Annotated in this window: 17 protein-coding genes and 1 pseudogene; 4 read left to right on the forward strand and 14 right to left on the reverse strand. The window is 56.6% G+C overall.

The annotated features are described in order from the left end of the window. Positions 1-467 precede the first annotated feature (467 nt). Positions 468-2,135, reverse strand: a complete 1,668-nt coding sequence (locus QMX96_RS04350) for a DNA cytosine methyltransferase (RefSeq protein ID WP_260328898.1) — start codon at positions 2,133-2,135, stop codon at positions 468-470. A 13-nt stretch (positions 2,136-2,148) separates the two neighbouring features. Between QMX96_RS04350 and QMX96_RS04355 the strand changes: the two genes are divergently transcribed. Then, on the forward strand, positions 2,149-2,607 hold the full coding sequence (locus QMX96_RS04355; RefSeq protein WP_123752375.1) for a very short patch repair endonuclease: 459 nt from the start codon (positions 2,149-2,151) through the stop codon (positions 2,605-2,607). A 21-nt stretch (positions 2,608-2,628) separates the two neighbouring features. On the opposite strand, the gene QMX96_RS04360 is transcribed toward QMX96_RS04355, so the two are convergent. The 4 genes from QMX96_RS04360 to QMX96_RS04375 all read right to left on the reverse strand — a co-directional run bounded on the left by QMX96_RS04360 (position 2,629) and on the right by QMX96_RS04375 (position 9,855). After that, positions 2,629-4,692, reverse strand: a complete 2,064-nt coding sequence (locus tag QMX96_RS04360; RefSeq protein ID WP_123752374.1) for an AIPR family protein — start codon at positions 4,690-4,692, stop codon at positions 2,629-2,631. Further along, entirely contained in the window at positions 4,685-5,656 is a 972-nt protein-coding gene (locus QMX96_RS04365; protein WP_282361225.1) for a PD-(D/E)XK motif protein, read from the reverse strand. The genes QMX96_RS04360 and QMX96_RS04365 overlap by 8 nt, the downstream gene beginning before the upstream one ends. After that, the gene (locus tag QMX96_RS04370) at positions 5,643-8,300 is read right to left on the reverse strand and encodes a Z1 domain-containing protein (RefSeq protein ID WP_282361226.1); all 2,658 of its coding nucleotides are present in this window, start codon (positions 8,298-8,300) and stop codon (positions 5,643-5,645) included. Before QMX96_RS04370 ends, QMX96_RS04365 begins: the two co-directional genes overlap by 14 nt. Positions 8,301-8,385: 85 nt before the next feature. Next, positions 8,386-9,855 (reverse strand): ATP-binding protein, encoded by a 1,470-nt coding sequence (locus QMX96_RS04375; RefSeq protein ID WP_123752371.1) that lies wholly within the window; start codon positions 9,853-9,855, stop codon positions 8,386-8,388. 180 nt (positions 9,856-10,035) lie between these two features. Between QMX96_RS04375 and QMX96_RS04380 the strand changes: the two are divergent. The 3 genes and pseudogenes from QMX96_RS04380 to QMX96_RS04390 all read left to right on the forward strand — a co-directional run. Further along, positions 10,036-10,635, forward strand: a pseudogene (locus tag QMX96_RS04380) (IS3 family transposase); the annotation flags it as partial. A 599-nt stretch (positions 10,636-11,234) separates the two neighbouring features. Beyond that, complete coding sequence (locus QMX96_RS04385; protein ID WP_282361227.1) at positions 11,235-11,777, forward strand: YniB family protein; 543 nt, start codon at positions 11,235-11,237, stop codon at positions 11,775-11,777. A gap of 266 nt (positions 11,778-12,043) precedes the next feature. Next, the gene (locus QMX96_RS04390) at positions 12,044-12,310 is read left to right on the forward strand and encodes a hypothetical protein (protein ID WP_282361228.1); all 267 of its coding nucleotides are present in this window, start codon (positions 12,044-12,046) and stop codon (positions 12,308-12,310) included. Between the two features lie 1,368 nt (positions 12,311-13,678). Here QMX96_RS04390 and QMX96_RS04395 read toward each other — a convergent pair. The 9 genes from QMX96_RS04395 to QMX96_RS04435 all read right to left on the reverse strand — a co-directional run bounded on the left by QMX96_RS04395 (position 13,679) and on the right by QMX96_RS04435 (position 23,961). Further along, positions 13,679-13,945 carry a hypothetical protein gene (locus QMX96_RS04395; protein ID WP_282361229.1) on the reverse strand — a complete coding sequence of 89 codons (267 nt, stop codon included), beginning with the start codon at positions 13,943-13,945 and terminating at the stop codon, positions 13,679-13,681. Beyond that, positions 13,938-14,489 carry a DUF2514 family protein gene (locus QMX96_RS04400; protein ID WP_282361230.1) on the reverse strand — a complete coding sequence of 184 codons (552 nt, stop codon included), beginning with the start codon at positions 14,487-14,489 and terminating at the stop codon, positions 13,938-13,940. The genes QMX96_RS04395 and QMX96_RS04400 overlap by 8 nt, the downstream gene beginning before the upstream one ends. Next, positions 14,486-14,968 carry a hypothetical protein gene (locus tag QMX96_RS04405; RefSeq protein ID WP_282361231.1) on the reverse strand — a complete coding sequence of 161 codons (483 nt, stop codon included), beginning with the start codon at positions 14,966-14,968 and terminating at the stop codon, positions 14,486-14,488. The genes QMX96_RS04400 and QMX96_RS04405 overlap by 4 nt, the downstream gene beginning before the upstream one ends. A 133-nt stretch (positions 14,969-15,101) precedes the next feature. Beyond that, complete coding sequence (locus QMX96_RS04410) at positions 15,102-15,500, reverse strand: DUF1353 domain-containing protein (protein WP_282361232.1); 399 nt, start codon at positions 15,498-15,500, stop codon at positions 15,102-15,104. Continuing rightward, positions 15,497-16,096, reverse strand: coding sequence for a DUF4376 domain-containing protein (locus QMX96_RS04415; protein WP_282361233.1), 600 nt, complete (start codon positions 16,094-16,096; stop codon positions 15,497-15,499). The genes QMX96_RS04410 and QMX96_RS04415 overlap by 4 nt, the downstream gene beginning before the upstream one ends. A gap of 742 nt (positions 16,097-16,838) precedes the next feature. Continuing rightward, on the reverse strand, positions 16,839-17,255 hold the full coding sequence (locus QMX96_RS04420) for a hypothetical protein (RefSeq protein ID WP_282361234.1): 417 nt from the start codon (positions 17,253-17,255) through the stop codon (positions 16,839-16,841). Continuing rightward, entirely contained in the window at positions 17,256-17,621 is a 366-nt protein-coding gene (locus QMX96_RS04425) for a hypothetical protein (RefSeq protein WP_282361235.1), read from the reverse strand. After that, positions 17,621-18,520, reverse strand: coding sequence for a hypothetical protein (locus QMX96_RS04430; RefSeq protein WP_282361236.1), 900 nt, complete (start codon positions 18,518-18,520; stop codon positions 17,621-17,623). Before QMX96_RS04430 ends, QMX96_RS04425 begins: the two co-directional genes overlap by 1 nt. Then, positions 18,517-23,961, reverse strand: coding sequence for a phage tail tape measure protein (locus QMX96_RS04435; RefSeq protein ID WP_282361237.1), 5,445 nt, complete (start codon positions 23,959-23,961; stop codon positions 18,517-18,519). The genes QMX96_RS04430 and QMX96_RS04435 overlap by 4 nt, the downstream gene beginning before the upstream one ends. Positions 23,962-24,003 lie beyond the last annotated feature (42 nt).

Below are 24,003 nucleotides of genomic sequence, written 5' to 3' on the forward strand. Positions count from 1 at the left end.
CAACCTGCCGCAGGAGCTATATATATACAATCAAGAACAGAACCCTTTAGGCGTCACCGAAATCACCGCAAAGGGCCTTAGCGGCAGAGTAACTACGCCGAGAGTTCTTGAGTATAAATTCTCTCTCGATGGTTTGATTGAAGATTTTGACAGCGAAGACAGAACATCAAAGATGTAGATCTCTGCGTCGCATGGGAAACTGGTGATCTGCATAAAGAAAAGTACAGCATAATTTCCCTTCTAATTCCCGAGAACTCAGACCAGCGACAATATCATGGAGTCACCCACTACCTCGCTGATCTCGAAAACGGCGCTAAGAACTGCGACTTAATAATTTTAAGCGAATTGATTGATTTTTTAAACTACGGCGAGGCATCTACAGAGAACCAACGAATCAAATGCGAGTAACAATAAGCAAATTGAAAGTCTGCCGATCGCCCACATCGGCAGATTTCCTCATACATTTTTTAATCGCCTACCATGCCCCCTACACAAGAAAAATTGCTAGACTTCTCTTTTGATGCTTTTTCACACACGACACTGAAAACAATCCCCGCAATTTTATTTGCCAGAAGCGGAGGCACCGCATTACCGACCTGCTGAAACTGCTGAGTTCTATTTCCCTGGAAAAAGTAGTTATCGGGAAAAGTTTGTATCCTAGCGGCTTCACGGACAGTCAGGCTACGGCACTGTTTGGGATCATAATGAATAAAATAGTGCCCATCTTTTGAAATGTGACTAGTGATGGTTGTAGCAGGCAGATTCGCCAGTTGAACTCGAAACCTGTCGCTAAACTTTCCAGTTTCCCAGTTCTTGTGTGCTGGAGCCAACCCCTTCAGAGAAAACTGCTGATGCCCTTTAGGAGACACCCCATGAGCTCGGGCAAACAGACTTGCAAATATATAGCGACGTAGATCCGAAGGCATATGTCCACGCGCATCATGGTTCAGCCAATAGTCCAAGTCGTCATCCAGATACCACTCATCCAAAGAAGAAAGACCCGTCCTTCCATCTTTTCCGACTCGGGCGACCCGGATATCTCCAACATCAATCGAAGCGGACAGTAGACTGCTTCTGACAATATCCATCTCTGAAGCCAGTTTCGGGTCAGCTCTCTCATCGAGTTCTGATCTCAGCTCGTCCAACTGATCTGCAACCACTCGGTACCAGGCTTCATTTCCATCACGCTGCCGGGTCAGTCGGCTACGCAGCATTGGGAGGTCGTCCAGAACCTGTTTGACCACTACCTTCTCTTCCGCCTTTGCAAGCAGCGCATGAGATGGAATGCTGCCCTCCTCATCCAGAGCTATGCCGAGGAGAATCACTCGATGCCTAGCTTGAGGAATCCCGTGCTCCTCTGCCCTGATGACGAAAGCATGAGGATCTACCTGCTCGACATCATCTCCTGGCCCATAGGTTTGCCCACTCACGAGCGAACAAATGCGGTACTTGATGCCGGGCTCGGCATCTTCGAGAGCCTTGTTGGGATCTGAGAGATCTTTCAGTATCTGGGAGAAGATTCTCTCCCCTCCCACTTTGGACGAAAGAATACCCTTCACATTCTCCATGACAAAGACTGCAGGCTTTCTCTCCTTGATGATTCTCAGATATTCCTTGTAGAGGAAATGGCGATCATCCTCTTCGGCACTATAGTTTGCCTTTGCCTGATTACGCGCACGGCCGACAACCGAATAGGCTTGGCAGGGCGGACCACCTATCAATACCCAGGGTCGACTGCTGTCAAGCCGTACATCGAGAACCTCATCAAGCTCTCGATTTCCCTCCTTCGTGCCAAGCGTTATGCATCGTGCCTCTGCCTCTGCCTCTTTCCACTCGGCTTCGCTCGCATCCGAGTAGGGCCGATCCGTAGTACCGTTGCAAAACCGGTAGTAGTCGATCAGCCGCTTCGGATTTCTTGTTTTCAAAAGACGGAAGAATGCCCTCAGTCTGAGGGTTTGCCATGCCGCAAGATCCTTTTCGGCAGACACGACGATCTCGAACTGCTTGCCATCCCCAGAAGCCGAAACCCCCTCACCCAACCCCCCCGGGCCTGCGAAGAGATCGACGACCTGAATCGGCCTGGGAAGCACTGCCACAGCATCAATAGCTGTATGCTCCCTGAAAATCATGTTCATCTGGATTTCTGTCATGGATGTAGTCAGCAAAGAAGTCAGGTCTCGCATGATGGCCGGGATTCGCGGTAGCGACACGTTGCCGGAAATGAAGGTTCGGCGACTGTTGCATAGGCACGGCTTCAGATATCGCTTGCATTCGCGGGAGCTTCCGGGCAGACCCGATGTGGTTCTCCCCCGCTACCGCGTCTGCATATTCATTCACGGGTGTTTCTGGCACAGGCATCCAGGGTGCAGGTACACCACTACCCCATCCACTCGAGAGGACTTCTGGCGTCTGAAATTCGAGCAGAACGTGAAACGAGATCTCAGAAACCGGAACGAGCTGTTGCAACTTGGATGGCGCGTCATCGAGCTCTGGGAATGTGGAACACGCCGTCCGGAAACGGACATGCACTGGTTGCTGGAAACTATCCCGGATTGTAATCAAAAATTCGTGGCCTGGCCCGAGTTTTCCCATACTACCCCTTCCTGACCGAAGCGGCTCGCGCGGGCTTTAGTATTCGATTTCCAGTCGCTCCAGCAGATATTTCAGCGCGCCCCTCTCCCCCTTCGAGAGGCTGGTGAAACGCCCAGCCGCAAGCTTCTTGAGCGCATCCATGTTCTTGGGCGAAGCAGCCCCGCTCTGTCGGGCCTGCTCCATGATCTCAACTGCTCTGTCTGCCAGACCGAAAAGGGCAATATCGAAATCGATCTCCTGATTCCTGATCGCTTCTCGCTGCCCCTGCCTTGTTTCGTCTGCGTATTCCTGCAGAGAAACCCCATACTGCTTCACGGCGAAGCCGGGTAACCCCACCCTCCCCTTGACATACTGCGCCCAGCAGAATTCCCGCTTGGCGAACTCGGATACGTTTCGCACGCTTTCCGGAGGCGACTTGAGAATTTCGGACACTCTCCAGGCCTCCACTAACATCCAGTCCAGGAGAGTCCGAGGAACCTCCTGCTCCCGCCAGATCCTGTCCAGATCGATCTGAAGCTCTGCAGCCCGAAACCCCTCGGCACATGCCGCAATCGTGTAGGTTACTATCTGGGCCTTGTAGCCACGGTCACTGCGATACCATTCCGATTTCTGCACAATCTCGTCGAGCCGGAGAAAAAGCAGAGCCTTGGCCACAGCCCGGCGAAACCACGTCTCTGTGATCTTCGAAGCATCATCGAGCCCAGCAAGCACTGATGTAAACCTGCTGAAGCATTTTTGAGCCCCTTCACTGACATGATGGGGCTTGCCTTCAAAAGACAACTCGTATTTGGCCAAGTCGGTCTTGGTCAGTAGTTGGGATTTCGGATAGGTCAGTTCCAGCTTGCTGCGCTCGACCTTCGACTTGTAGGCAAAGAGATTCTTGTACTGCCCCCGGGCACGCTCGTAGAACCATTTGCTGCTGTGCAGGGATCCTGCCCTCTGTGGCACAGATACATCCTTGGAGAGACGCTCGAGCCTAATCTGAACCGGGCTGTTGGAGGCCAGGTCGGCAAGGGAAACCTTGTTCTGGGTGTTCGCATATTCGGAGATGCAGGGAACCACCTCCTCGAGACGCCCCTCATCGACAACCGACAGTTTGACCTGAACATACACATGATCGAGATCCCGCCCCAGCCCATCTCTGGCGTATAGCAGGGAGGCTGTAGTCTGGCCACCATTGACGATCTGGAAATCCCTGATGTGGGAGATGGCCGGCCTACCTTCTTCCAGTCTACGGATATCGACCGATGAAGCCGTGGCAGTGATTCCGTTGTTGTAAGCGAAGAACATTCCGGGCTCTTCGGCAATGGTTCGCAGAATGCCCTTGTTGACGCTCGTTCTCGCCTGCAGATAACTCCTGACATTCTGCTCCAGCAGGCGATTGCCGAAAGCAGCAAATACCTTCGCCAATGCGCTGCCAGACATGGCAAACAGATAACTCTGATAGCTCTCAGCTCCAGTCGATATAGGCAGACATTCGATCGCCCCATCGAAGTCATCATCGAAGTCAATCTCGACCGGCTCGCCACCGACGGACGAGATTCTTGCATAGCGCTCGAGATCCAGGACGTTGACGTGCAATGTCACCGAACCGACATCCCGGTTCTCGAAGAGACTCTTGCGGACACGGAGATGACAGTTGGTGAAGAGAATGACGCGCAGTCGCCTGATTCTGCTGCCATACTGCTGAATCAGTGCAGCAAGCTGATATGCAGGGCTGGCCTCCTCGAGACTGGCCAGGAACTTCTGGCTCATGGCCGCCTTGAAGAACCGCTCGACACCATCGACGGCCCTGTCCACATCCCGGCTGTTGACGGCAGGCATATCCGCCTCCTGCCGATAGTCGCAGACTGCGAGATAGAGATCGCCGGCCTCGGAGCTGTCATCACTGAGCATACCCAGTGCGTACCCATCGACACGGTACCCTCCAGAACCTTCCTTCAGCACCGGACAATAGTCCATGTCCGGTGTATCCCCATTTTCTGCAGCCAAAGTCGAATAGATTCGGAAGAACTCGGTGATCTGCAATTCGTGACCGGCAACGCTGCCTACACGCACCTCCTCGAGCAGGTCTTCGTACTCATCCTGAAGATCAGCCATTGATCAACATCTCCAGTTCCATCTGATCTATCCGGTAGTCGTCTATGGTTTCGCAAGCGATATCGTACTTCACTCGAACGATCCCGTCAGGAACGGTCGAAGGGACGAGCCGCGGAAATCCCTCGGTAACACGATAAACCCGCACGGCGTCCAAGTTGAACGCTTCACTGACATAACCGGCGTCATGCTGATATCCAACGAGGAACAACTTTCGCTGGAACTCCATCAGACCAGAATGGGTGCCAGAAAGCCGGAAGGATATGTCCGCCACGAGCGACGCCAGACTGACTCCACTTTCCGAAACGGTGAATCGGTGCAGAGCAACGCAGAGCTCTCGCCCATCACTGTCAAGCTGTTCCAGCGAGGACACCCTGATCATGATAGGCTGAGTCGAAAGCTGCGACTTGACTTCTATACGAACGTTGTTGAGGCCGATATCGTTGGTATCACCATCCGGCCCTCGCCACCCGCGGGTGATCACCGCTGGAGCGACCCCACAATCGTCGATCAGCCACTTCACCAGACAGAGCTCACCGAGCAGACCGAGCCGCTCCCTGAACGACATTTCCCGAGATCGCCCTCGGCGCAGCAGGTCTGCCCAGCGATTCAGCCGCACGGCGAATATGTTCGCGGCTCCGGCAGGGCTTTCCGATCGCGAAGAGGCATCCGCGAGGTCGGAACACATGATCGAAAAGAGATCCTTCAACTGATGGTCTGTCAGGCAGAGCACAAGACGGTGCCCCCCGTCGATCTCGCAGTGACGAACTGCCACATTCTCGAACTCCGGCAAATTCGAGCCATTCAGCTCCGATGCGCTGGACTCCAGAATGAATTCTCGCTCGCCTGTACTGGAGTAGCTGATGAACAGATCGAGGAGATGATCCGGACAAACCCTGAAGCGCCCGGCTCCTCGGCCGAGATGCGCGATCTCGTCCCACTTGGCAATGAAGTCATTCGTCACCATCAAGGTCCTCGTCCGACTCTGCTTCCTGACGTTGCCGCTCCATCATCTGAGCCAGACGCTTGGTCACCGCATATTCGCGCGGCTGTGGAGCCACACCCGTGTCTGGAAATGCCAGACTGATCGACACGACAGGCTTGCCAGCCTCGAAGTCGAGCTTCTTGCTCTTCTCATCGGATTTCTTAAGCTCGAAGTCCAGAAGATGTATCAACAGGAGAGGCCGTGTTCTGGCCATCAGGTACTGCATCTCTGGGCTGAAATCCGGAAATTCGCTCTCTATTTTTGTAATCTGCTCACGCAGCTCTTCTCTTTCGCCATACTGAAGGTCGGTTCTTGCAGCATCTGCGACAACGTTCTTTGCCGTTATCTTCACGGCATTGGGGTCATCCGATTTGGAAACCCCGGAATGTCGTACTCGACAGTAGATATTCTTCCCCCCCCCTCGCCCGAACGGAAAACCTATTCCCGGATCACCAGTTCGCCGGAACGGGATCGCAATGTCCCATAGTGCCAATTCACCGCTGGCACGATCAGCAATGTAGTCCGATGTGAGACTTCGACCGTCGTATCCCAAAGCAAAATGCAGTTGTGGAAGCTTGAACTCTCGAAGCAGCTCCTGAACCAGAGCAACCCCAACGCCCTTCCAGACCAGAGCGCCATCATCTGGCACCTCATGCTCAGCCCAGCCTGTTCCAAGCTCCTCCACGAGGGACGTCACGGCAGCGAAATGCTCAGCATTGATGCTCCCGTCGTTGAACAGCTCGAACGCCTGAAGATGCTTGGTGGAAAGATCCACTGCCATCAGCACAGGCTTGGCGGCCCGCATCTTGTTCGCGGCGGTAATGGCGATACCTGTTGGACTTTGGCGAACCTTGAGACCGAACTCGTTAGGCGTGATCCCCATCCGCTCCATGCGAACAAGGTCTTCCCTCAGCTCTTCAACCGCGTTGCTTACCTCACGAAAGTCCCCCAGCATCTCGCCGGTAGCATGGATCCGACACAGTCGCTCATAGCCCGGCCGATAGCCGAACCAGCGCCCCATCTGCAGCAGTGTGTCAGCAGCACCGACATTCCTCAGTACGTACGATACCACCAGCCCCTCGAGAGTCAGTCCACGGGCCAGGGCCAGACCACCGACTGCAATCACATGCATGCCTGACTCGGGGGCCTTCGTATAGTCCAGACCACCGCCCTGCATGTTTACCAGCCGGACCTCGACAGGTGCTAGGCCACGCCGCAAGGCACCACGAACATCGTCCCAGCCGAAATCGCAGTGCTCCGCATATTCCTTTTCCCAGGTTTCGTGCAGCCTTGAAAGCAGCCGCGAACTACCCCAGGAGCTGCTGGATGCCCAAGCATCAACAGCAGCCTTCAGATCCTGCAGCTGCAAGTAGATGAGATCGTGGATCTGGCGCTGAATGGCATTGAATCTGCTGACATTCACCAGCATCGAGGAATGCCTGCGGCTCTCGCCGGCAAGAACCCGAATGGCCCTGAATACAGTGTATTCAAGAACTGCATCCTCGAGACTTTCCGGCAGTTCACTGACCGGATCTCCGGACTTGTGGCTCAGTGGAAGCAGATCAAGGTAGTCGCCTGGTATTTCGCGGACGCAGGCCTCGAACAGCTCTCCGCCATCGGAAAAGAGCTTCTCGGCGCCAATATAATTTCCTGGCGGCTCAAGAGACTTGATGAAGTGCTCCGGGAAAAGGTCATCCTTGAGCATGCTGTCTTCGGTATCCGGATCGATGAAGATGTTGGCAAATGGCGTAGCCGTGTAGCCAACGTAGGAAGAGCGCCGCGAACAGCTCAGCAATTCACGTATTCGAGCGTTGATGCGCGTGGTAACACCCGGATCCTTTGCGGTATTGACCGATGCATTGTCCGCTTCGTCATCGATCAGCAACATCGGCCCCTCGAGTTGCCCGTCCTGACGAAGCCCTCTCAACCAGTCGGCAAGACGAGCCAGAACCTTCTCGTTCTTCTTGGTAACAAACAGTATTGGATCAGCAAAATTGCCCTCTGTGGCACCGACACTTTTCGCCGTTTTCACACTGAAGTCAGCACTCTGGGTAGTCCCACAGAAGGGATGCCTTATCTCCCCTCCCTCTCCCTCAAGCCCCTTGAGAACATAGGAGACCGGATATATTTCCGAAACAAAATTGTCTCCGAGGGATGATTTTCCGACAAAAGTCTGATCCAGCCTGACCTGAGTCTGGTATCTCAGTGAATTGGTCAGCCCAGCGAGAACCACGATTACCCGATAACCTGCATCTGCCGCCTTGGCAATCAACGCGGAATAGTTCGTGGTCTTTCCCGACTGCACATGCCCCATGACCAGACCTCGGCGCCGCCAAGAGTCGCCCTCAAGAGGGTCTCCCAGATATCCCAGAATCTCGTCGGTAACCTTGTCGACGGACTGGACAACCTGAACAGGCAGGATCGAATGATCCAGCCAGTACTTCTGCAGCCTGCGCCAGTAGTAGAAGTCGATTTCTCCCTTCCGCCCAGGGTACCAATCCTGGAAATCGGTCTTGAGAACGTGTCCCTCCCCCTGCTGGGTACCATATATCGTTTCCAGATGCCTGATCAGGCGACTCGCCAGCTCTTCATCGAGAATACTTGCAAGAGCAGAAATTTCCTTCACATGTGTGTCCAGAAACCCCTGAGGTACCGGAAACCGACCCTTAATCCGTCTGTCTATCTCCACTCGCAGAAAGCTCAAGCTAGCATCAAAGTCCATTCGACATCCCCCACTTCCTGGCCGTATTTTTACGAACATAGCTTTCCGTATAGATCCATTGGCTTGCAAATGGCTCCATTACGGCAATGAACTTCAGAAAGCCATCAATCTCCGGAGTACCATCACAGTCCTGCAGATAGTTGATCATGCACTGGTCAACCAGCGACTCGAACTCCTCGACAGAGGTGGAACACTGATTCACCCCTGCTTCGGCATCTTTCAGAAACATGTCAGTCGGAAAATAGGACTCAAGCAGCCGGAGTACCGCAGAGAAGTCCGGCTGCCCCAAAAGCCGGGCCACCATTGGGTGCTCGCGGTTCACGCGATAATGAATCTGGCCGTTCTTTACGTATCGTCGCCAGACCGAGTGAATCTCAAGCCGATCCAGAGCAACACCTTTATTGCGATGTACTCGAATCGAGCGTCGATTGAAACGCCTCACAACCTCCTGCAGTCTGCGCTTCAAGACTGCGGGTAGCTGAGCGTCGGACTTGTCCACGGTTATTCGCCAATCGGCATCCAGCGTATTTGGCAGATCCACCCGAACCCGCGTCAGTTGAGTTAGCTCCCCATGCGGAACCAGACGGAACCACGTTCCGTAGATTATGAGGCGTCGATTCCGATATACATAGAACCCTTGGTTTCGAACCATGCCCTCTGGCCCGCCCAGCCTCTCCTGGTCTTCGGTCGACAACTTGGAGAAATGAGGCAATACATAGGGCTGAACCCTGATCTGCTCCCCACTGGGCATGACGATGTTCTCTGCATCCAGTGTCTGGGTTGCATCATGGGAGGTCATGAACGGGTCGATCGGGAGAAGCTGATTGCCATTGATGGCTATCGTCAACCGTCGCTTGCCCTCACCGGCAAGATAACGATGAAATATCAGGGAAAGTTTCTGAATGGCGTGGGCAATTGTGTGGGTAAGCGACTCGTCTACTGAAACACTGTGCTCCCGATCCAGAAGCCTGTCCGAGTTACTCCATATCACCTCGGTTCCCGAAGGGGTACCCGGCTTCCCGTCAAGTAAGTGCAGAGCCTCGGCTCCCTCCAAGACATCCATGCTCCAGTCGTCGATGTCATCGATATCCCAGCGTGCGGCAGTAGTGGCGCTCTGCTGCCAGGAAACAACCGTCAAGATGCGTGCTTGGGAAAGCGATGCAGACTTGAGCCCCCATCCGAACCGGCCCAAATCCTCAGGCTCGCGCTCTGCCTGAGGATTGGCACTGGCAGGGCGCATAGCGACGGTCAAGGTCTCCCTGTCCATACCGACACCATCATCCCTGATCCTCACCTGCACATCATCCGGCTTCGGGATGAAGGTAATATCCACCCGTTTCGCGCGTGCCTTGATGCTGTTATCTATCAGATCAGCCAGAGCCGCGGCCAAGTCGTAGCTACCAAAGCTTCTGGCGGTAGCCATAAGATTCTTGGCCAAAGGCGGATTCGGGATCCTCATGTCCTCTCCTAGATTCGAACTGCGTCCTAAGACTTCAAGTCGACGACAACACTAGCCGGAACACACGGGCCTAGTAAAGAAGTTCAAGAGCATAGTGCCATCATCTCGAGTCCCGCTGTTCTCTACTGTGTCGATTCAGTACCGAGTAAGAGATGTCTAGACCCTACAGGCACCATGAAGCTGATTAGCAAACAACCCGGCTAACACGCCTACAAAAAAGCGACGGTGGAGCGGCCAGACATCCCGAACGTGCTGGATCGAGCGTTCACGGTGGCGGCGCCGAATGAAGTCTGGTGCGGAGATATCACGTATGTCTGGGCGCAAGGTCGCTGGCATTATGTGACGGCCGTGATCGACCTATTCGCACGCCGAGTAGTAGGCTGGGCGTTTTCAACGAAGCCCGATGCTGAGCTGGTGCCCAAGGTTTTGGACATGGCCTATGAAAAGCGCGGCCGCCCTCAGAACGTGCTATTTCATTCGGACCAAGGCAGTCAATATGGCAGTCGTAGCTTCCGTCAGCGCCTGTGGCGTTATCGCTTCAAGCAGAGCATGAGCCGACGAGGAAACTGTCACGATAATGCCCCAATGGAGCGGCTGTTTCGTAGCCTGAAAACAGAATGGGTACCGGCCACGGGCTACATGAGCGCTTCGCTGGCACAGCAGGATATCGGTTGCTTTTTGATGCAACGCTACAACTGGCAGCGACCGCATCAGTTCAACAGCGGGCTGGCGCCCGCTGTTGCTGAGGAAAAACTTAACGCAGTATCCGAGATTAGTTGACCACTACAGGGATACTAAAGGAGTTGCCCATGGACAAGGAACGTTATCAGACACAAGTGGCGTAAAATATTACCCCTCTTACGTCGTCTACTTATAGTTAGGTATCTCAATGCCCACAGCTCCAAAACATTGTAACGACTTCTTAGCCGTTGAGGCAGAATACCTACCTCAGTGCGAGGTTGCCATTCCTCGTCATCAGTTAATTCTCCAGCCTTGGAAGGACTGGACGGAAGAGGAAAGGCCCGATTGGTGGAGCAAGAGCTACAACAAACTAAAGCATCAACGCCATGAATATTTTGCTAACGCGACACTAGAGTCCGTGTTAAATTCTGTTGGAGCCCAGCTCTTAGTCTTACAACTTTATCACTATGTAGCCACTGGTGAGCATGTCTCCGTAGACATCTAAATGCGAAATGCTTTGTTTAATCCACGGCCACCAGACACATTCAAAGGTGGAGCGCTTTGATGTTATGGAGCCCCTTTCACCAACCTTCAACCGAGCACACCTAACTAGTGGTTACAATCATTCGCTCCGCTCACTGGGACGAGCTAAAGCCCGCCCCTTAACCAACCGCCAGCAATTTATTAGGAGTACAAGTTTGAACTTCAAGGACGCAAGAAAAAAATCAATCCGGAAACGTATGCTAGGAGCAGCAATCATCGCTCCGTCAATAATCTCTACTGGGATCTCTTTCCTGAAAACGTTGTATTTCCGTCTAGATGACGGAACGCAGTTAGGCGGCATGATTGCCCGCCCACTTAAAGAGCTTATAAATTGGATGTATCAGAACACACAGTATCTTAGTTTGTTCTGGGAAAAATCGCCGACCCCCAATCATATGGTTCTATCTGAGCCGCACAACCTCTATTTCATAGCTGTTTACTTACTTACATTTGTCGGCTTTGCTTTTTATGCGTCCGGCGCAAAGCTTGCGTCTCGCCTAGCGGAAATTAACGAAAAAATCGAGAATCAATTAATAGAAGAATCAATTAAAGGGGCTGGCACACGCAGTCGTGAAGAAATTGAGCGCACGACTGAAATACCATCAAGCAGTATATTTTCGCAGCTTCATCAACTGTATTTGGCTCCTGTAATAACAGCAGTAATTGGCGCTGTGCTACTAAAAATCATCGGCCTGTAAATTTCTAACAACTGGTTCAAACCGTTCGCCTTGCTCACTGGGACGGGCTAAAGCCCGCCCCTTAACCAAAGCGTTAGGCCTAAGAGGGAAGTTTTGTGGCTAAAATAACGGACTTAAATGGCGAGTGGGCGTTACCTATAGGCCAAGCATTTGTTGCTTTTGGCTAAATTGAGCATGTCACAATGGCATGCCTTAAAAAGATACCCAAAGACCGCATTAAGCGCTCGACGAAAATTTTCAAACTAACACAGCGCATTGATCTAATCTTGGAGTTACTGGAGAGCCACTCCGGTGAAGAATTCGCACGACTTTCCGAAAAACCAAATACAGCCAGGGAGCTGGCCAGAGTCAGAAATCTTATTGCGCACAACCCACTATTCTTTGAGTTTTATGAAAAGGCTGATGGCGAGATATTTCACCGAGAATTAATTGTTTCACTTAAAAATGAGAAGAAAATTTCACTCCCGGAACTACAAGATTTTTCCAGTGTCAGTGCAAAGGTGTTTAACCCACTAGACGCAACCAAGGCCTAACAAACGGTTCAAGTCGTTCGCTTCGCTCACTCGGGGCCGGTTAAAGCCGGCCCCTTAATCAAGCGTTAGAGTTTTGGAGGGTTGCATACATGATCAACATACTCACTGGGAAATTGATCTTTAAATTTACGCCCAACGGAGGAAGGGCTGTTCTATATAGATCTGCGTTTGTTACCGTATATCTCTACCTACTGACTATAGGCCTAAAATCACATACTAGAGAATATGCTGTTCTTGAATTTTCACTCGAGCAGCTTTTTGCAGAGGCGCACAGAACCATTCCATGGGCTGGTGCAATTTCTGGCGCTGTTTATGCGGCCCTATATGCGCGTTTTTCGTCTCAGTGGGCATATATTGCCGACCTGTAAAATCAGCAGCGCGGCCGTAGCGACTACTTCGGCAGAAGATTCTGAGCCAACAAACTATACAATATGGCAAGCTGATTTTATTGAAGATGCAGTTTGCATGCATCTAGCCACTAAGCGCGAGTTTAGCAGCGCCATTCATTCTATTCTTAAGGATCCCGATATTAGGGGAATCCTTGAAGAGGATGGTCAGCTTGGAAAGAGTGGAATTTTGAACTTATAAAATAAACCAAATGCAATTTTTAATAAATCCCCTAACAAGTTCGCTCACTCCGTTAGCTTAATGGTTAGGCGTTGACCGCTTCTGGCCGATTCTGTTGAAAACAGTCGGCCTCTGGGAGAGCTGCTTTTTAGCAGTTCAAAAAACGTTCAATTCTGGCGTTGCTGTGTAAAAACCAGGACAGCTCCGTCTTCTACCTTGGGTCGTGGTATTGGCGAACTGCTGCTAGCCGATGCCATCACGCGTACGCTGGCCGTCAGCAATCAGATCGCAATCTACGCACTGGCCGTCGATGACATCGACGACCAAGTTAGGGGATTCTACGAGCAATGCAGGTTATTGCCGCTTGGCTCGGATAGCCGTCGCTTATTCCTGCCATTGCAATCCTTTTAATCGCTCGCCAGGCAGGAACTCCCTGCCGGCTCAGCTCACACATAGCCCTCCACCGATCCTCCTCACGGGTAGTGACCAACGCAAAAAACACCGGTGGGGCAAAAATCAGAAGCCCTCGAAAACCACCAGGCATAAAAAAATCCAGTCACCGCTAAGTGACTGGATTTCTTGAGGTTTTTTGGTCGGGACGGAGTGATTCGAACACTCGACCCCTTGCACCCCATGCATGCCAAGCCAGCTAACGGCATGATATCACAGCACTTTTCGGCGCGCTCGCTGCAACCGACCGTCCATAGGTGTCCGTGAGCATCCTCGAGAGTCACGCATTTCTCACGCAGCCCCGGCTGCCCATCACGGCGCACCGCCAACCGCTCCCCTTCATTTATATAGCTACCCACCGAGCTCGGCCAGTCGCGCCAGGGCCATGTTCTCGATCATCACGTACAGCCGCTCGACGGCCAGGCGATCGACAGCCTTGAGAATCTCCAGAGCCTCGACCAGGCTTTCGGCGCGAGCCTGGGCGATCAGGCAGTTGACCGCCGTATCGCTCACCTCGATCTCCGTCACCCGCTTGCGCAGCAGGCCATGGATCTCTGGCGGCATGATGATGCCGGGCAAGAACTCTCCAGGCTGCGCCCTACCGTAACGATCACTCACTTCTGTCTCTCCGTTTCGCTGATAGGCCATTATAGATCGACTCGCAGGCCAGCCCAGCTATTCGGCTTCGCTCAAGCGCTTCCGCGAGGTCTCCCGCCATTCGGTCAGACTCTTCAAACAATCCCCCGAGCACCACGACGGCAGAGGCTCCTGCCTGGCGCTGCTGGGCAGTGATGGTGTCGCAGGTTGATGCTCGGCCGGCGCGCAGTCGGGCGATTTCACCCCGCAGCCCGCCAGCAGCAGACTCAGCAGCAGCGGCGCGGCCTTGGGCCAGTTCCAGTTTTTTTCGTGCACTCTCACCCTCCTCGTCCGCCAGGGCTTGGCGGCGCTGTTCTTCGGTCCTGGCCTGGGCGGCGGCGCGGCGGTCGCGCTCGGACACCTCCAGGCGGTAGTCGGCCAGGTCGTTACGCGCCGTCGCGGCCTCACTGCGAGCAGTCGCAGCGTCAGTTTTCCCCGCTCCCACGCGAATTTCCTGGCCTCCAGCCACGACCGCCAGCGCGGCCAGCCACCAGCACCAGGCCGGCACCACTCGGAGCCATGTCATGCCAGGACAGCCTTGAGCGCAGCCGAGTAGTTGCGCTTGAACTTCGCGCGCAGTTCTTCGGGCTGCCGGGCGTACGCACCAGGGCGCCACACGCGCAGGTACAGATCCCATGCGGCCTGCTCATCGCCGGCGCCGGGCAGCGGCTTAGGGTCGGTCCAGATCAGCAGGCGCGCCAGTGCAGCGGCCAGGATAGGGTCGCGGCCGATCGCCTGATAGATCGACTCGGCATCGAAGGCCACGCCGCGGGCGCGGCATACCTCCTCGGCCAGACGCTTGGACGCCGGGTGCGTCATGACACCCTTCACCCCGCCGCCGCGCTCAAACTGGTAATCACCGCGCGCCGGGCCTCCCACCTGCTGCTCCAAGCGCGTAGGGTTCTCCTGCAGGTTGAAGGCGTGCAGCAGGATGCGCGCCGGGCGCGTGCCCATCTGCGGCGGCAGCAGGGACAGGCCCTCGCGGATGTCTTGATCCAATGGCATTGGTTTTCTCCAGACAAAAAAACCGCCAGGCGGCGGTCGGTGGGCTAACATTCCGATCACGTTCTCCATGCGATAAAGGGCGCTGGAGAAAATAGAGGCCCCGGTGATTGCGAACCACCGGGGCTTCGTCGTTTCAGGGGCCAGACGAAGAAAACCCCGATCGGGTCGGGGTTGTGTAGTGTTTGCCACCGCCGAGTCTTACCCCGGCCCACATCAGCCAGGCACGCCATCGTGCAACGCCTTCGGCACGCAGCGCGCGATACAGAACAGCGTCGGCCTCCTTGCGCGCCATCTGGCCTGTGGTGTACAGCCAGTCATGCACCGTCGCCGCGTAATTGCCGTATCCCGACACCAGGGCGAAGAGCACGAACAGGAAGGCGTTGTGCAGCACCTTGATACTGGCAAAGTCGGTGGTGAATCCGGCCGGCACGGTGATCGTCCCGGCGTCATCCTCCAGCACCAGATCAGCCAGCAGGACGTGCGACCACTTGCCGATCTGCTCCGTTTTCAGCGTGGTCAGGAATTGGCTCATGTTGGCCATCCCTCTTCCAGCATTTCACCAGTGATGGAACCATCCGCCACGGCGGCGAGCAGATCGGCCTCACGGTCAAAGCAAGCCTGCACATGGGCACGCACCGCCGAGGCCAGCGCGATGACCTGCTCGCCCGTCAGCTCGACGAAGCCTGACGCCGTCTTCCACTTGATGCGGTACTCGGGATCGAGCGAGGCGGCGAACGCAGCGCCGGTCAGCAGCGACTGGCTGTCGCGCTCGGTGTTGACCGAGAGCCCCTCGACGACAGTGCCGCCGGTCTCGGCCTGGAAGCGGCGATCTGCGATGCGCTGCGCCCAGGCTTCTGCGATTGCGGCCTTCTCCTCGTCGCTCAGCGGCACCTGTTCATGCGTGACGATGACCACCTTGCGCTCAAGGTCTGGAGTCAGCGTCTCGGCGCCCCACTTCATGCCGGAAGCCAGCTCGCCGTCGCCGCTTTCTTCCGGCCACCAGGCGCAGTCCTGGACGCCGAGGTTGGGGTCAGTCCACGACAGGTCTGCGAGGGATTCTGATGTGAGGCCGATGAGGAAGGCGGGGATTGGCTCGCGGGTGGCCAGGCTGTTTTTGATTTTTACCATAGCTCAATCCTCACTCCGCCAGCGCCGCCTGTTCCATTGAAACCGCCGCCTCCTCCCCAGTTTCCGCCGATCACCCCTGAGCCAGCCGCCCCCCAGCCTGTTTGCGAGCCTCCTCCTACACCGACTTGGGCGGTGCCACCCTGGGCGCCGACACCCCCTCCTCCAGAAATGCTCCCGCCCGTGGAAGCTGTACCGCCTCCTCCTCCGCCCGTGTAACTGCCTTGCCCGTCTGCGTTTGTCCCTGTCGCCCCAGCGCCGCCATTTCCACGGGGGCCACCGGCGCCGCCACCGCCTCCGGGAGTCCCACCACCAGCGCCGCCTGAGAAGTTATAATCGCCACCAGATCCAACTCCTACCGCTGCCGCAGATCCACCGCCTGTTGCCTGCAAAGCGTAATCTAGGACATAAGCAGTAGTTGTAGCTCCGGTCGCTGCCGCAGCGGTTCGAGGGGCGGTTGAGTACTTCACAGTCATTCCTGGTCTCACTTTAAATATTTTCGTCTGCGCGAACCCTCCGCCTGCGCCACCGGTAGAGCTCGACCCACCACCACCTGCGCCAACTGCCGACACTCGAATATACTTAAAGCCCTTCGGAATCTCATACTCGCCCACCAGCGCTGACGTGCTATTGAAATCGACAATAGTAGGGTCTTGAAGAAGATGACTATCGTCTCCGTCCGAACGGGACAGTCCCAGCGGATTGCCCAGCGGATTCCCCAACACATTACCCAGTGGATTCCCAATCACAGGTCGGCCCTCGATGCGTCGAAGACGATACCGGCCGCCAGCGCCACTTGAGAGGCCGCGTAGAGCATTTCGCCTGGTTCCAGGAGGATTGGTGTTGTGGGGCTGACCTTGCTGAATGCCGTGCTTGGAATTTCAGTGGTGGCCGCCAGGGTATACGCCGGCATCAAAGCCGATGCGATCAAGTTGAAGACGGTAGGGGTCGCAGACTTGACCCTGAACAAGGCCAGCGACGACGCGGTCACGGTGGCTCTTGGCATGGCCGAAACGGCGAACACAATGGAGCCATTGGCGCCACCTGTGGCAAGCAAAACCGCCCCGGTGGGGGCTGATGTGCCGATACTTGCCAGGGCCGCCGTGACAATGGCGTTACTGCTCGCAAACTTCTGAGCAAAGGGTGCGTTGAACGTATTCATTTAGAAGCCTCGAATCATGCCGATGGTCATGGAGTGGATAAGCGCAAGGTTGCCAATAGAGCCAGGGGCGGATTCAGCTGCTGCCGCCGATGCAGCTGCGTTGTTGGCCGCCGCCTGGGCCGCAGCGACTTGCGCGCCGACGTTGGTGTCCACGGCTTCAGCCCGGTCAGCAGCCTGGCCAGCATAGATCGCGTCGGCGTGGACTTGCTGGGCCGTTTCGTTCATCCATTCGGCTTGCCCGTTCTGGGCGGTGACCATGGGCTGCAATGCCCCTACCAGCGCATCCGCCTTCGGCGTGAAGTCTGCCGGCCCGTCGCTGCGAGAGGGGGCGGGCGGCAAATCGGGAATAACAGGTGGGAGAGCCATCAAATAACCCCTTCAACAGTAATGGAACAGTCGGACACGGTCGGTCCGGAAAACACGATCTGGAAGTCCTTGTAGAAGCCGAACAGGATGGTGGCCTCGTAGCTTTCCTCGCCGATCCAGACCACGGGCGTGGCCCGCAGCTCGGCCAGTAGCCGGCGCACGCGCGCCACCTCGGAGGTTTCGAGCGACACGTCGAACTCGGCGCGGTTGGAATACGAACGCTGAATCACGGTGGCATTGCCGAAGTCGTCGGTGGTTTTGCGGCTGTAATCGGTGATCCCGACAGAACTGCCGTAGAGCGCCACACCGATGGTTTTCACCGCACCGATGACCATGTGCCCCACGGCGGCTTCGTCGGCAGCCTCTACCGTCACCACGATGTCAGCCGACCCATACGCCGGCATGTCGAGCACAACCAGGTCGGTGCGTACACCGATCGGCTCGAAGAACCAGTCGTACCAATTGGTCACCCCGGCATCGATGAGGCTGACTTCCTTCCGGTACACCTCGCCCTCGAGCGGGTCGACCATCGAGACGGTGACCGACCGGCCCTTGAGGTTGAACAAGGCCAGCGAGTTGACTACCGCACCCGGGCGGATCGTGACCTCGACCGACCCAGGATTGGTGGTCAACGACTCGACCTTGTTGTCGAACATTCGCCAGCGGTTTGTGGCTCCAACCTCAAGCCACTTGGCTGGGGCCTCGGCGGTGACCACCTCATCCCCCGGCTTCACTCCAGCAGGCACGTCGACCAGAGCCTCGTAGACGACATGGGCAAGAATCACCCGCTGCCCCTTGGTGTAGGCCGTCGCTGCAGCCCAGGCCGGATAATCCGTTTCCGGCACATTGCTGCTGACCAACTGGGCTTCGCCGATCACAATCGGTTTGATCACTCTCATGCGTAATCCCTTTCTTTTGGCGCGCCTTCGACATCCCACTTCTGAAGCAGCTGAGCGACCTGCTGGGCGTATTTGGCGATCTGGAAGCGTTGCGACTTGTTTGCTTCGAGCAGCTGATCGAACTTGGCCAGTAGCGCTCCGTTGTCACTGCCGCCGCCCATCACGCCTGCTCGGCTCGAACCGAAGGCCTGGACTGGACTCGGGATATCCAGCACCGGCCCACCCTGGGCGAACGCAGGCAGGCGCCCGGCATTCATCTGGTCGAGCAGATCGGTACCGAACATCCGCACCGCTCTGGCGTTCATCATGTATTCGCCGTTGGATGCGCGAATGAGCACGCTGTCGCTTGTTCCGGTGCCTGGCCCCGAGATCAAACCGCCCGTTGCATAAGCTGGGAGGCCGTTCTTATTGAGGTAGTCCAGCGCCGTCTGCTTGGTGGCAGACGATTCAGCACTATTGCCCAAGGCGCCCTTGGCGATCGACGCGGCGATATCCTGATAGGTCGCTGTGCCCGTTTGCAGCGCATTCGCCCAAAACGCGGCGCCCGCCTCGTCACCCTTCGTCCCGCGACCAAGCACTCGCTGGTAGATGGTGTCGACGATGGTGGCGTTGTTCTGCGGCGTGTTGGCCATTGCTGCGCCGGGCTTCTGGGTTTGCAGGCTGGCCACAACAGTGGCGTTCATGGCCTTGACCGCTTCGGCCACCGATTTCACCGAGCTGTCCACCCCATTGATCGCGTCGATCTGCTGCTGCGCGAACTCCAGCTGAGCGTCCAATGCATCCAGCTGGGCCTGCATGGCCTCTGCGTTTTTCTCCGCCGCTGTCAGCTGCTTGCCGTTGAGCTTGTTCAGCTCAGCGACCTGGTTCGCGGTGCGACCCTGGTCTCGGTTGAACTCCTCAAGCGAGCCGTACAGATCAGTGTTGTTCGATCCGAGCACGTCCAGCGCATCAGTCAGCCCAGAGAAACCGGCCAGAGAGCCGCCGGCACGGGCAATTGCCAGCGCCGAAGTCAGCGTGGCCTGGGCTTGGTTGCGCATCATGCGCACAGCGTCGTCACCGGTACCGCGCAACTGCTTGAGCGCGGTATTCAGTGCGTTGCTGATGCCAGTCAGATCGCCGATACGGCTGTTGGCATCCGTCAGCGACTTGTTGATGGCTTTCTGTTGAGCTGCCACGGCCCGCTGTACGGCAGCGAAAGCGGCATTCACGCTCGCACCAGCGGCCTGTCTATCTGCCTCAGCGCGCTGCTCCAGAATGTCGTAGTACGTCGCGGCCTGGCCAGACAGCGCCATCAGCGTGGCGAACATCGCCATCCCGTCAGTGGTGGTCTTGTCGATAGATTCGACCATGGCCCGGAAGCCATCTCTGGCCTCAGGAAGCGTCTGATTCGCCGCCTCAAACGCCCGAGTCACAGCATCGAGCGTATCGTCCATGCGCTCCGACTCGCCGATGAAGGCGCCGTAATACGTCGCAGCGTTCGCCTTCAGCGCATCGAAGCCGCCGGCAATGGCCGACAACTGCTCGGCTAGCTTGCCGCCCGCCACAGAAACGTCGTACATGTCGGTGTTCAGGTAGCGGATAACCTCGTTGACGCCCTCCAGGTTCTGCACGAACGCGGTGAGGCCCTCGAAGTTGTAGCCGCCAAGGCCGGCAGCGGTCGCTGCATCGACGGCAGAAACCATCGAGTCAGCCACACCGCCAAACCACTTGGTGATCTCCTCCTGGATCTCCTCAGCCGTCTTGTCCTTGGTGCTGATCTTTTGCGCGCCGATGTTCAAGCCGTCCAGCACGCCGTCGTTCAGCTCGACATTCAAACGGTCGAACAGATCGAGGACCGAGCCCTCGGTGGCGGCATAGGTGGCATCCAGGGCCGCCTGCATTTCCGGGTCGAGCGCCGAATAGCGGGTGCGCTTCTTGTTCGAGCTGAACAGGCCGCCTTTCTTCTTCTGGTACTCGTACTGCCGACCATAGAAGTCGCCATCGTTGACGGCAAGGGAGAGCCCCATGTCCTTGGTCACCCAGTCGCCGCCGAAGATCGAGCCGCCAAGCATGCCGCCAAGTGCAGACCCAACAATCCCACCGATGGCGGTGCCGATTGGGCCAGCGAGCGAGCCTAAAGCAGCGCCGGCGTAATAACCGCCAACACCGCCAGCCGCGCCGGTAGCGGCCCCCTTTAGACCGGACTGGCCATAGCCATAGAGCGCCCCGCCAATCCCAGCCAGGGTGCCCCCCAAGGCGCTTGTGCCGGGGTTCATATTCACGATGTTTCCAGCACCGTCGAGCATGACTCCGGCGCCACCTTGAACGGCCCCTGCGCCTGAGAAAAGACCGCTCAGGCCATTGCTGATGTAGTTGTAACCACCGCTGATAGCGCCCTGCATGCCGCTGAGGAAGCCCTCACCAGCACTCCAGCCAGCGGCTACAGCACTGCCAAAGCCCGAGGTGGCCACGTTGTAAGCTTTGGAGCCCCAGCTGAACAGATCTCCCAGCCCGCTTCCGCTACCACCGCCACCAAGCATCGAGCTTACGCCACTGCCGCCCCCTGGAGTGGACCCTCCAAGGCCCAGTGCGCTGAGCAGCGGCACTGTGATGTAGGCCTTGGTTGCGATACGAGCCAGATCGGCAACGATCGAGTCCGACAGCGACTTGAACGACAGCTTGCCAGTGGTGGCGAGGTTGACGAAGGCGTCCTCGATGCCGCCAAGCGCATTGGAGAACAGATTCTCCGTCTGCCCGGCAATGTCCTTGGTCTCCTCGATGTAGCTGTTGTAGGCGCGGGAGACACCGTTCTGCCAGTCGCCGCGAAGGGTATCCTCTTCCTTGTAATACTGCTCCTGAAGCTGAAGACGCTGGGCAAGCCACTTCTCAAGCTCAGCCTTTTCACCCGCGTACTCATTGTCGCTGATGCGCTTGAGCCGGTGATCGCGCTCCAGCTTTTCGAGATCCTTCTCATAGTCCTGGCGGATTTTGAGCATTTCCTGAAGCTGCTGCCGGGCGCGCTCGCCCAGGACGAACCCAGCAAGCTGAAGATCCAGAGAATCCTGGGTACGCTTCAGGTTGTCGTCCAGCGCCTGGCCGTAGGCTTCAATGGCCGCCGTTTCCTTAGCCATCCGCTCCTGAGACTGCAAGCTCAGCACCTGCTGGTCTGCATCCAGCTTCTGCAAGGCCTGCGTCATCTTCTGGCGCGTATCGGCTATGCGCTGATCGATCTGGATGCGCTGAGCGCCAGTAGTGCTGGACTTGTCAGCAAGTGCCTGCAATGCCGTGATTTGGGACTTGTAGCCCTCCTCTACATCAGTGCGCTCCTTGTCGATCAAGGCCGACTTCTGCTGGGCGTAGTCCTGCTGGGTGATCACGCCAGCCTTCAGCGAGGCATCCAGCACGCGCATTGAGTTCTGGTAGTTCGAGACCAGGGACTTCAGCGCGTTTTCGGCTTCGTTGAAGGTGGAGAGGTCGACAGGCGGCGTCCGCCCGGCAGGATCCTTGAACTGCTTGGCGATATCGGCCTCTACCCTGGCGATACGTTCGGGGTTCAGGCGCTCATCGTCGGGATTCTTCAGCCTGATGGCGTCGAGCGACTTTCGGTATTCCTTGAGTTTTTCTGCGCGCTTCTCAGCGTTCGTCCATGCAGATTTTTCGAGCGCGTCTACTTTGTCCGTCGCGATGATCGCTGCCTGCTGACTGCGCGCCTCATCCGCCTTGGACTTCGCAATGCCCTCCTGCTCCTTACGGTAGAGCTGCAGGGTGCGTAGCCGGTCTTCGTCCTCCTCGCGGGTACTACCGCGCTCCATCAGGTTCGGATTGTCATCTCCGATTATCGGAATGGCGCTGTAGGATTGCGGGTCCGCCAGCTTTCGCTCAAGCGCCTCGATTTGCTGCGCAAGAGTAACTTCTCTGCCAACGCTGTACGTTGCGTCGAGCGCTCCAGCCGCTGCGGCCTTGATTCCTTTCCAGGCCTTCTCAATCAGCCCAAGATTTTCCGTGATTTGACCTGAACGCTCCTTGATGGTGTCCGCGTAGGTATCGGTCAGTAGCTTGGCTGCCCCGATGGTGTCACCCTGCTCCTTGAGGGCTACGATCTGCGAGTAAGTTGAGGCAGTTAGGAAGTTGTACTGCTCATTGAGATCCTTGGCCGCCGCCACCGGGTCTTTGCCGATCTTCACGAACTCGTCTACGGTCTCCTCGACCGCCTTGCCGGTGACCGAGCGCCACTCCAAAGCAGCCTCTGTGATCTCTACGAAGCTGTCAGAAGCGACCTTCCCACTACCAGCCAGTTGGGTGAGCACCTCTGCCGCGGCGCCGGTGGTGCCAACAGTGGCCGCAACCTCGCGCGCCATCCCGGATAGGCGGTCAGACGTAGTTCCGGCGGCATTGCCGGTCGTGATCAGCGCCTTCTGGAATTCGACGGCCTCCTCGCTGCCCTTGTAATAGGCGTATCCAAGCACGCCCACAGCTGCAGCCGCGACGGTGAACGGGTTCACCAAGCCAAGGATGTAGCCCCCCATAGCCTTTGCGGCTGCACCGATGCCACCGAACGAATCCTTGATCTGAGATCCCTGCTGCAAGAACACCGTCAGCGGGGCCTGGCCGCCCTGCAGGCTGACAAAAATGTCGCTGAATTGGGCCGGCAGCATGCGCATTGCGGCAGCCGTCTGCTTGGCGCTGACCCCGGTCTTGCCAAGGTCATCGCTAAATCCTCCAAGGGAGCTGCGCGCCGCATCCAGCTTTGCGCTGTACTCCCGGAAATCATCCTCTGGAAGCAGGCCGCTTTTCCTGAACTTGGCCAAGTCCTCCTGTTGTTTTTCCAGACGAGCGAATGCCGCAATGGCTGGATCGATGGTGCCCAGGAGTTTCTCAAGCTCTTTGGCCTGATCAGAAGTAGCGCCGGTCGCTTTGCGCTCCGCCGCCGCCAGCTTTTCTTGCTCAGCCGCTGCGGTGGCAGCCATGCGAGCAGATCGATTTTGGGCTGCAGTCTGGTCAAGCTGCGCACGCATCGCAGCAGCTGCGCTACCAGCGGTCGCCTCGTAGGCGCGACTCATCGTTTCTTGCGACTTTGCTGAGTCCACAGCGGCGGTGGCGAGAGCCAGTAACCGGGACTTCGCCTGCTCGGCTGACTCCCCGACTTTCACTTCTGCGGCAGCCATTGTTTGGGCGCCGACCGAAGCAGTCGTGAAGGCCTTGGAGGCATCGGTGACAGACTGGGCCAGCTTTGCCATCAACTGCGCAGTAGAGTCCTGTCGAGAGTTGAGGAGTTTCAGCTCCTGGACGATCTGGCCGGTGTCACTGGAGATGCCAGCGACCGCCTTTTCCCAGGCTGCACCAACTCGCCTGGCAGAGTCTTCGGCCGATTTGCCGGAGTCAACCAGCTTATCCAGGTCGTCAGCAGCTTGAGCAGCCGACTCCGAATTCACCTCGATGCCAAGCTGGGCAAAGTTGGTCATGCTTTTTCTCCGGGCAATAAAAAACCCGCACTAGGCGGGCTT

The organism is Pseudomonas sp. PS01300 (assembly GCF_029960155.1).
Classification (GTDB): domain Bacteria; phylum Pseudomonadota; class Gammaproteobacteria; order Pseudomonadales; family Pseudomonadaceae; genus Aquipseudomonas; species Aquipseudomonas palmensis.

What these genes read in the sequence shown, in the direction of transcription:
- QMX96_RS04350 (WP_260328898.1), bottom strand. Translation starts at nt 2,135, where the DNA reads ATGAACATGATTTTCAGGGAGCATACAGCTATTGATGCTGTGGCAGTG.
- QMX96_RS04355 (WP_123752375.1), top strand. Translation starts at nt 2,149, where the DNA reads ATGGATGTAGTCAGCAAAGAAGTCAGGTCTCGCATGATGGCCGGGATT.
- QMX96_RS04360 (WP_123752374.1), bottom strand. Translation starts at nt 4,692, where the DNA reads ATGGCTGATCTTCAGGATGAGTACGAAGACCTGCTCGAGGAGGTGCGT.
- QMX96_RS04365 (WP_282361225.1), bottom strand. Translation starts at nt 5,656, where the DNA reads ATGGTGACGAATGACTTCATTGCCAAGTGGGACGAGATCGCGCATCTC.
- QMX96_RS04375 (WP_123752371.1), bottom strand. Translation starts at nt 9,855, where the DNA reads ATGAGGATCCCGAATCCGCCTTTGGCCAAGAATCTTATGGCTACCGCC.
- QMX96_RS04400 (WP_282361230.1), bottom strand. Translation starts at nt 14,489, where the DNA reads ATGACATGGCTCCGAGTGGTGCCGGCCTGGTGCTGGTGGCTGGCCGCG.
- QMX96_RS04405 (WP_282361231.1), bottom strand. Translation starts at nt 14,968, where the DNA reads ATGCCATTGGATCAAGACATCCGCGAGGGCCTGTCCCTGCTGCCGCCG.
- QMX96_RS04410 (WP_282361232.1), bottom strand. Translation starts at nt 15,500, where the DNA reads ATGAGCCAATTCCTGACCACGCTGAAAACGGAGCAGATCGGCAAGTGG.
- QMX96_RS04415 (WP_282361233.1), bottom strand. Translation starts at nt 16,096, where the DNA reads ATGGTAAAAATCAAAAACAGCCTGGCCACCCGCGAGCCAATCCCCGCC.
- QMX96_RS04420 (WP_282361234.1), bottom strand. Translation starts at nt 17,255, where the DNA reads ATGAATACGTTCAACGCACCCTTTGCTCAGAAGTTTGCGAGCAGTAAC.
- QMX96_RS04425 (WP_282361235.1), bottom strand. Translation starts at nt 17,621, where the DNA reads ATGGCTCTCCCACCTGTTATTCCCGATTTGCCGCCCGCCCCCTCTCGC.
- QMX96_RS04430 (WP_282361236.1), bottom strand. Translation starts at nt 18,520, where the DNA reads ATGAGAGTGATCAAACCGATTGTGATCGGCGAAGCCCAGTTGGTCAGC.
- QMX96_RS04435 (WP_282361237.1), bottom strand. Translation starts at nt 23,961, where the DNA reads ATGACCAACTTTGCCCAGCTTGGCATCGAGGTGAATTCGGAGTCGGCT.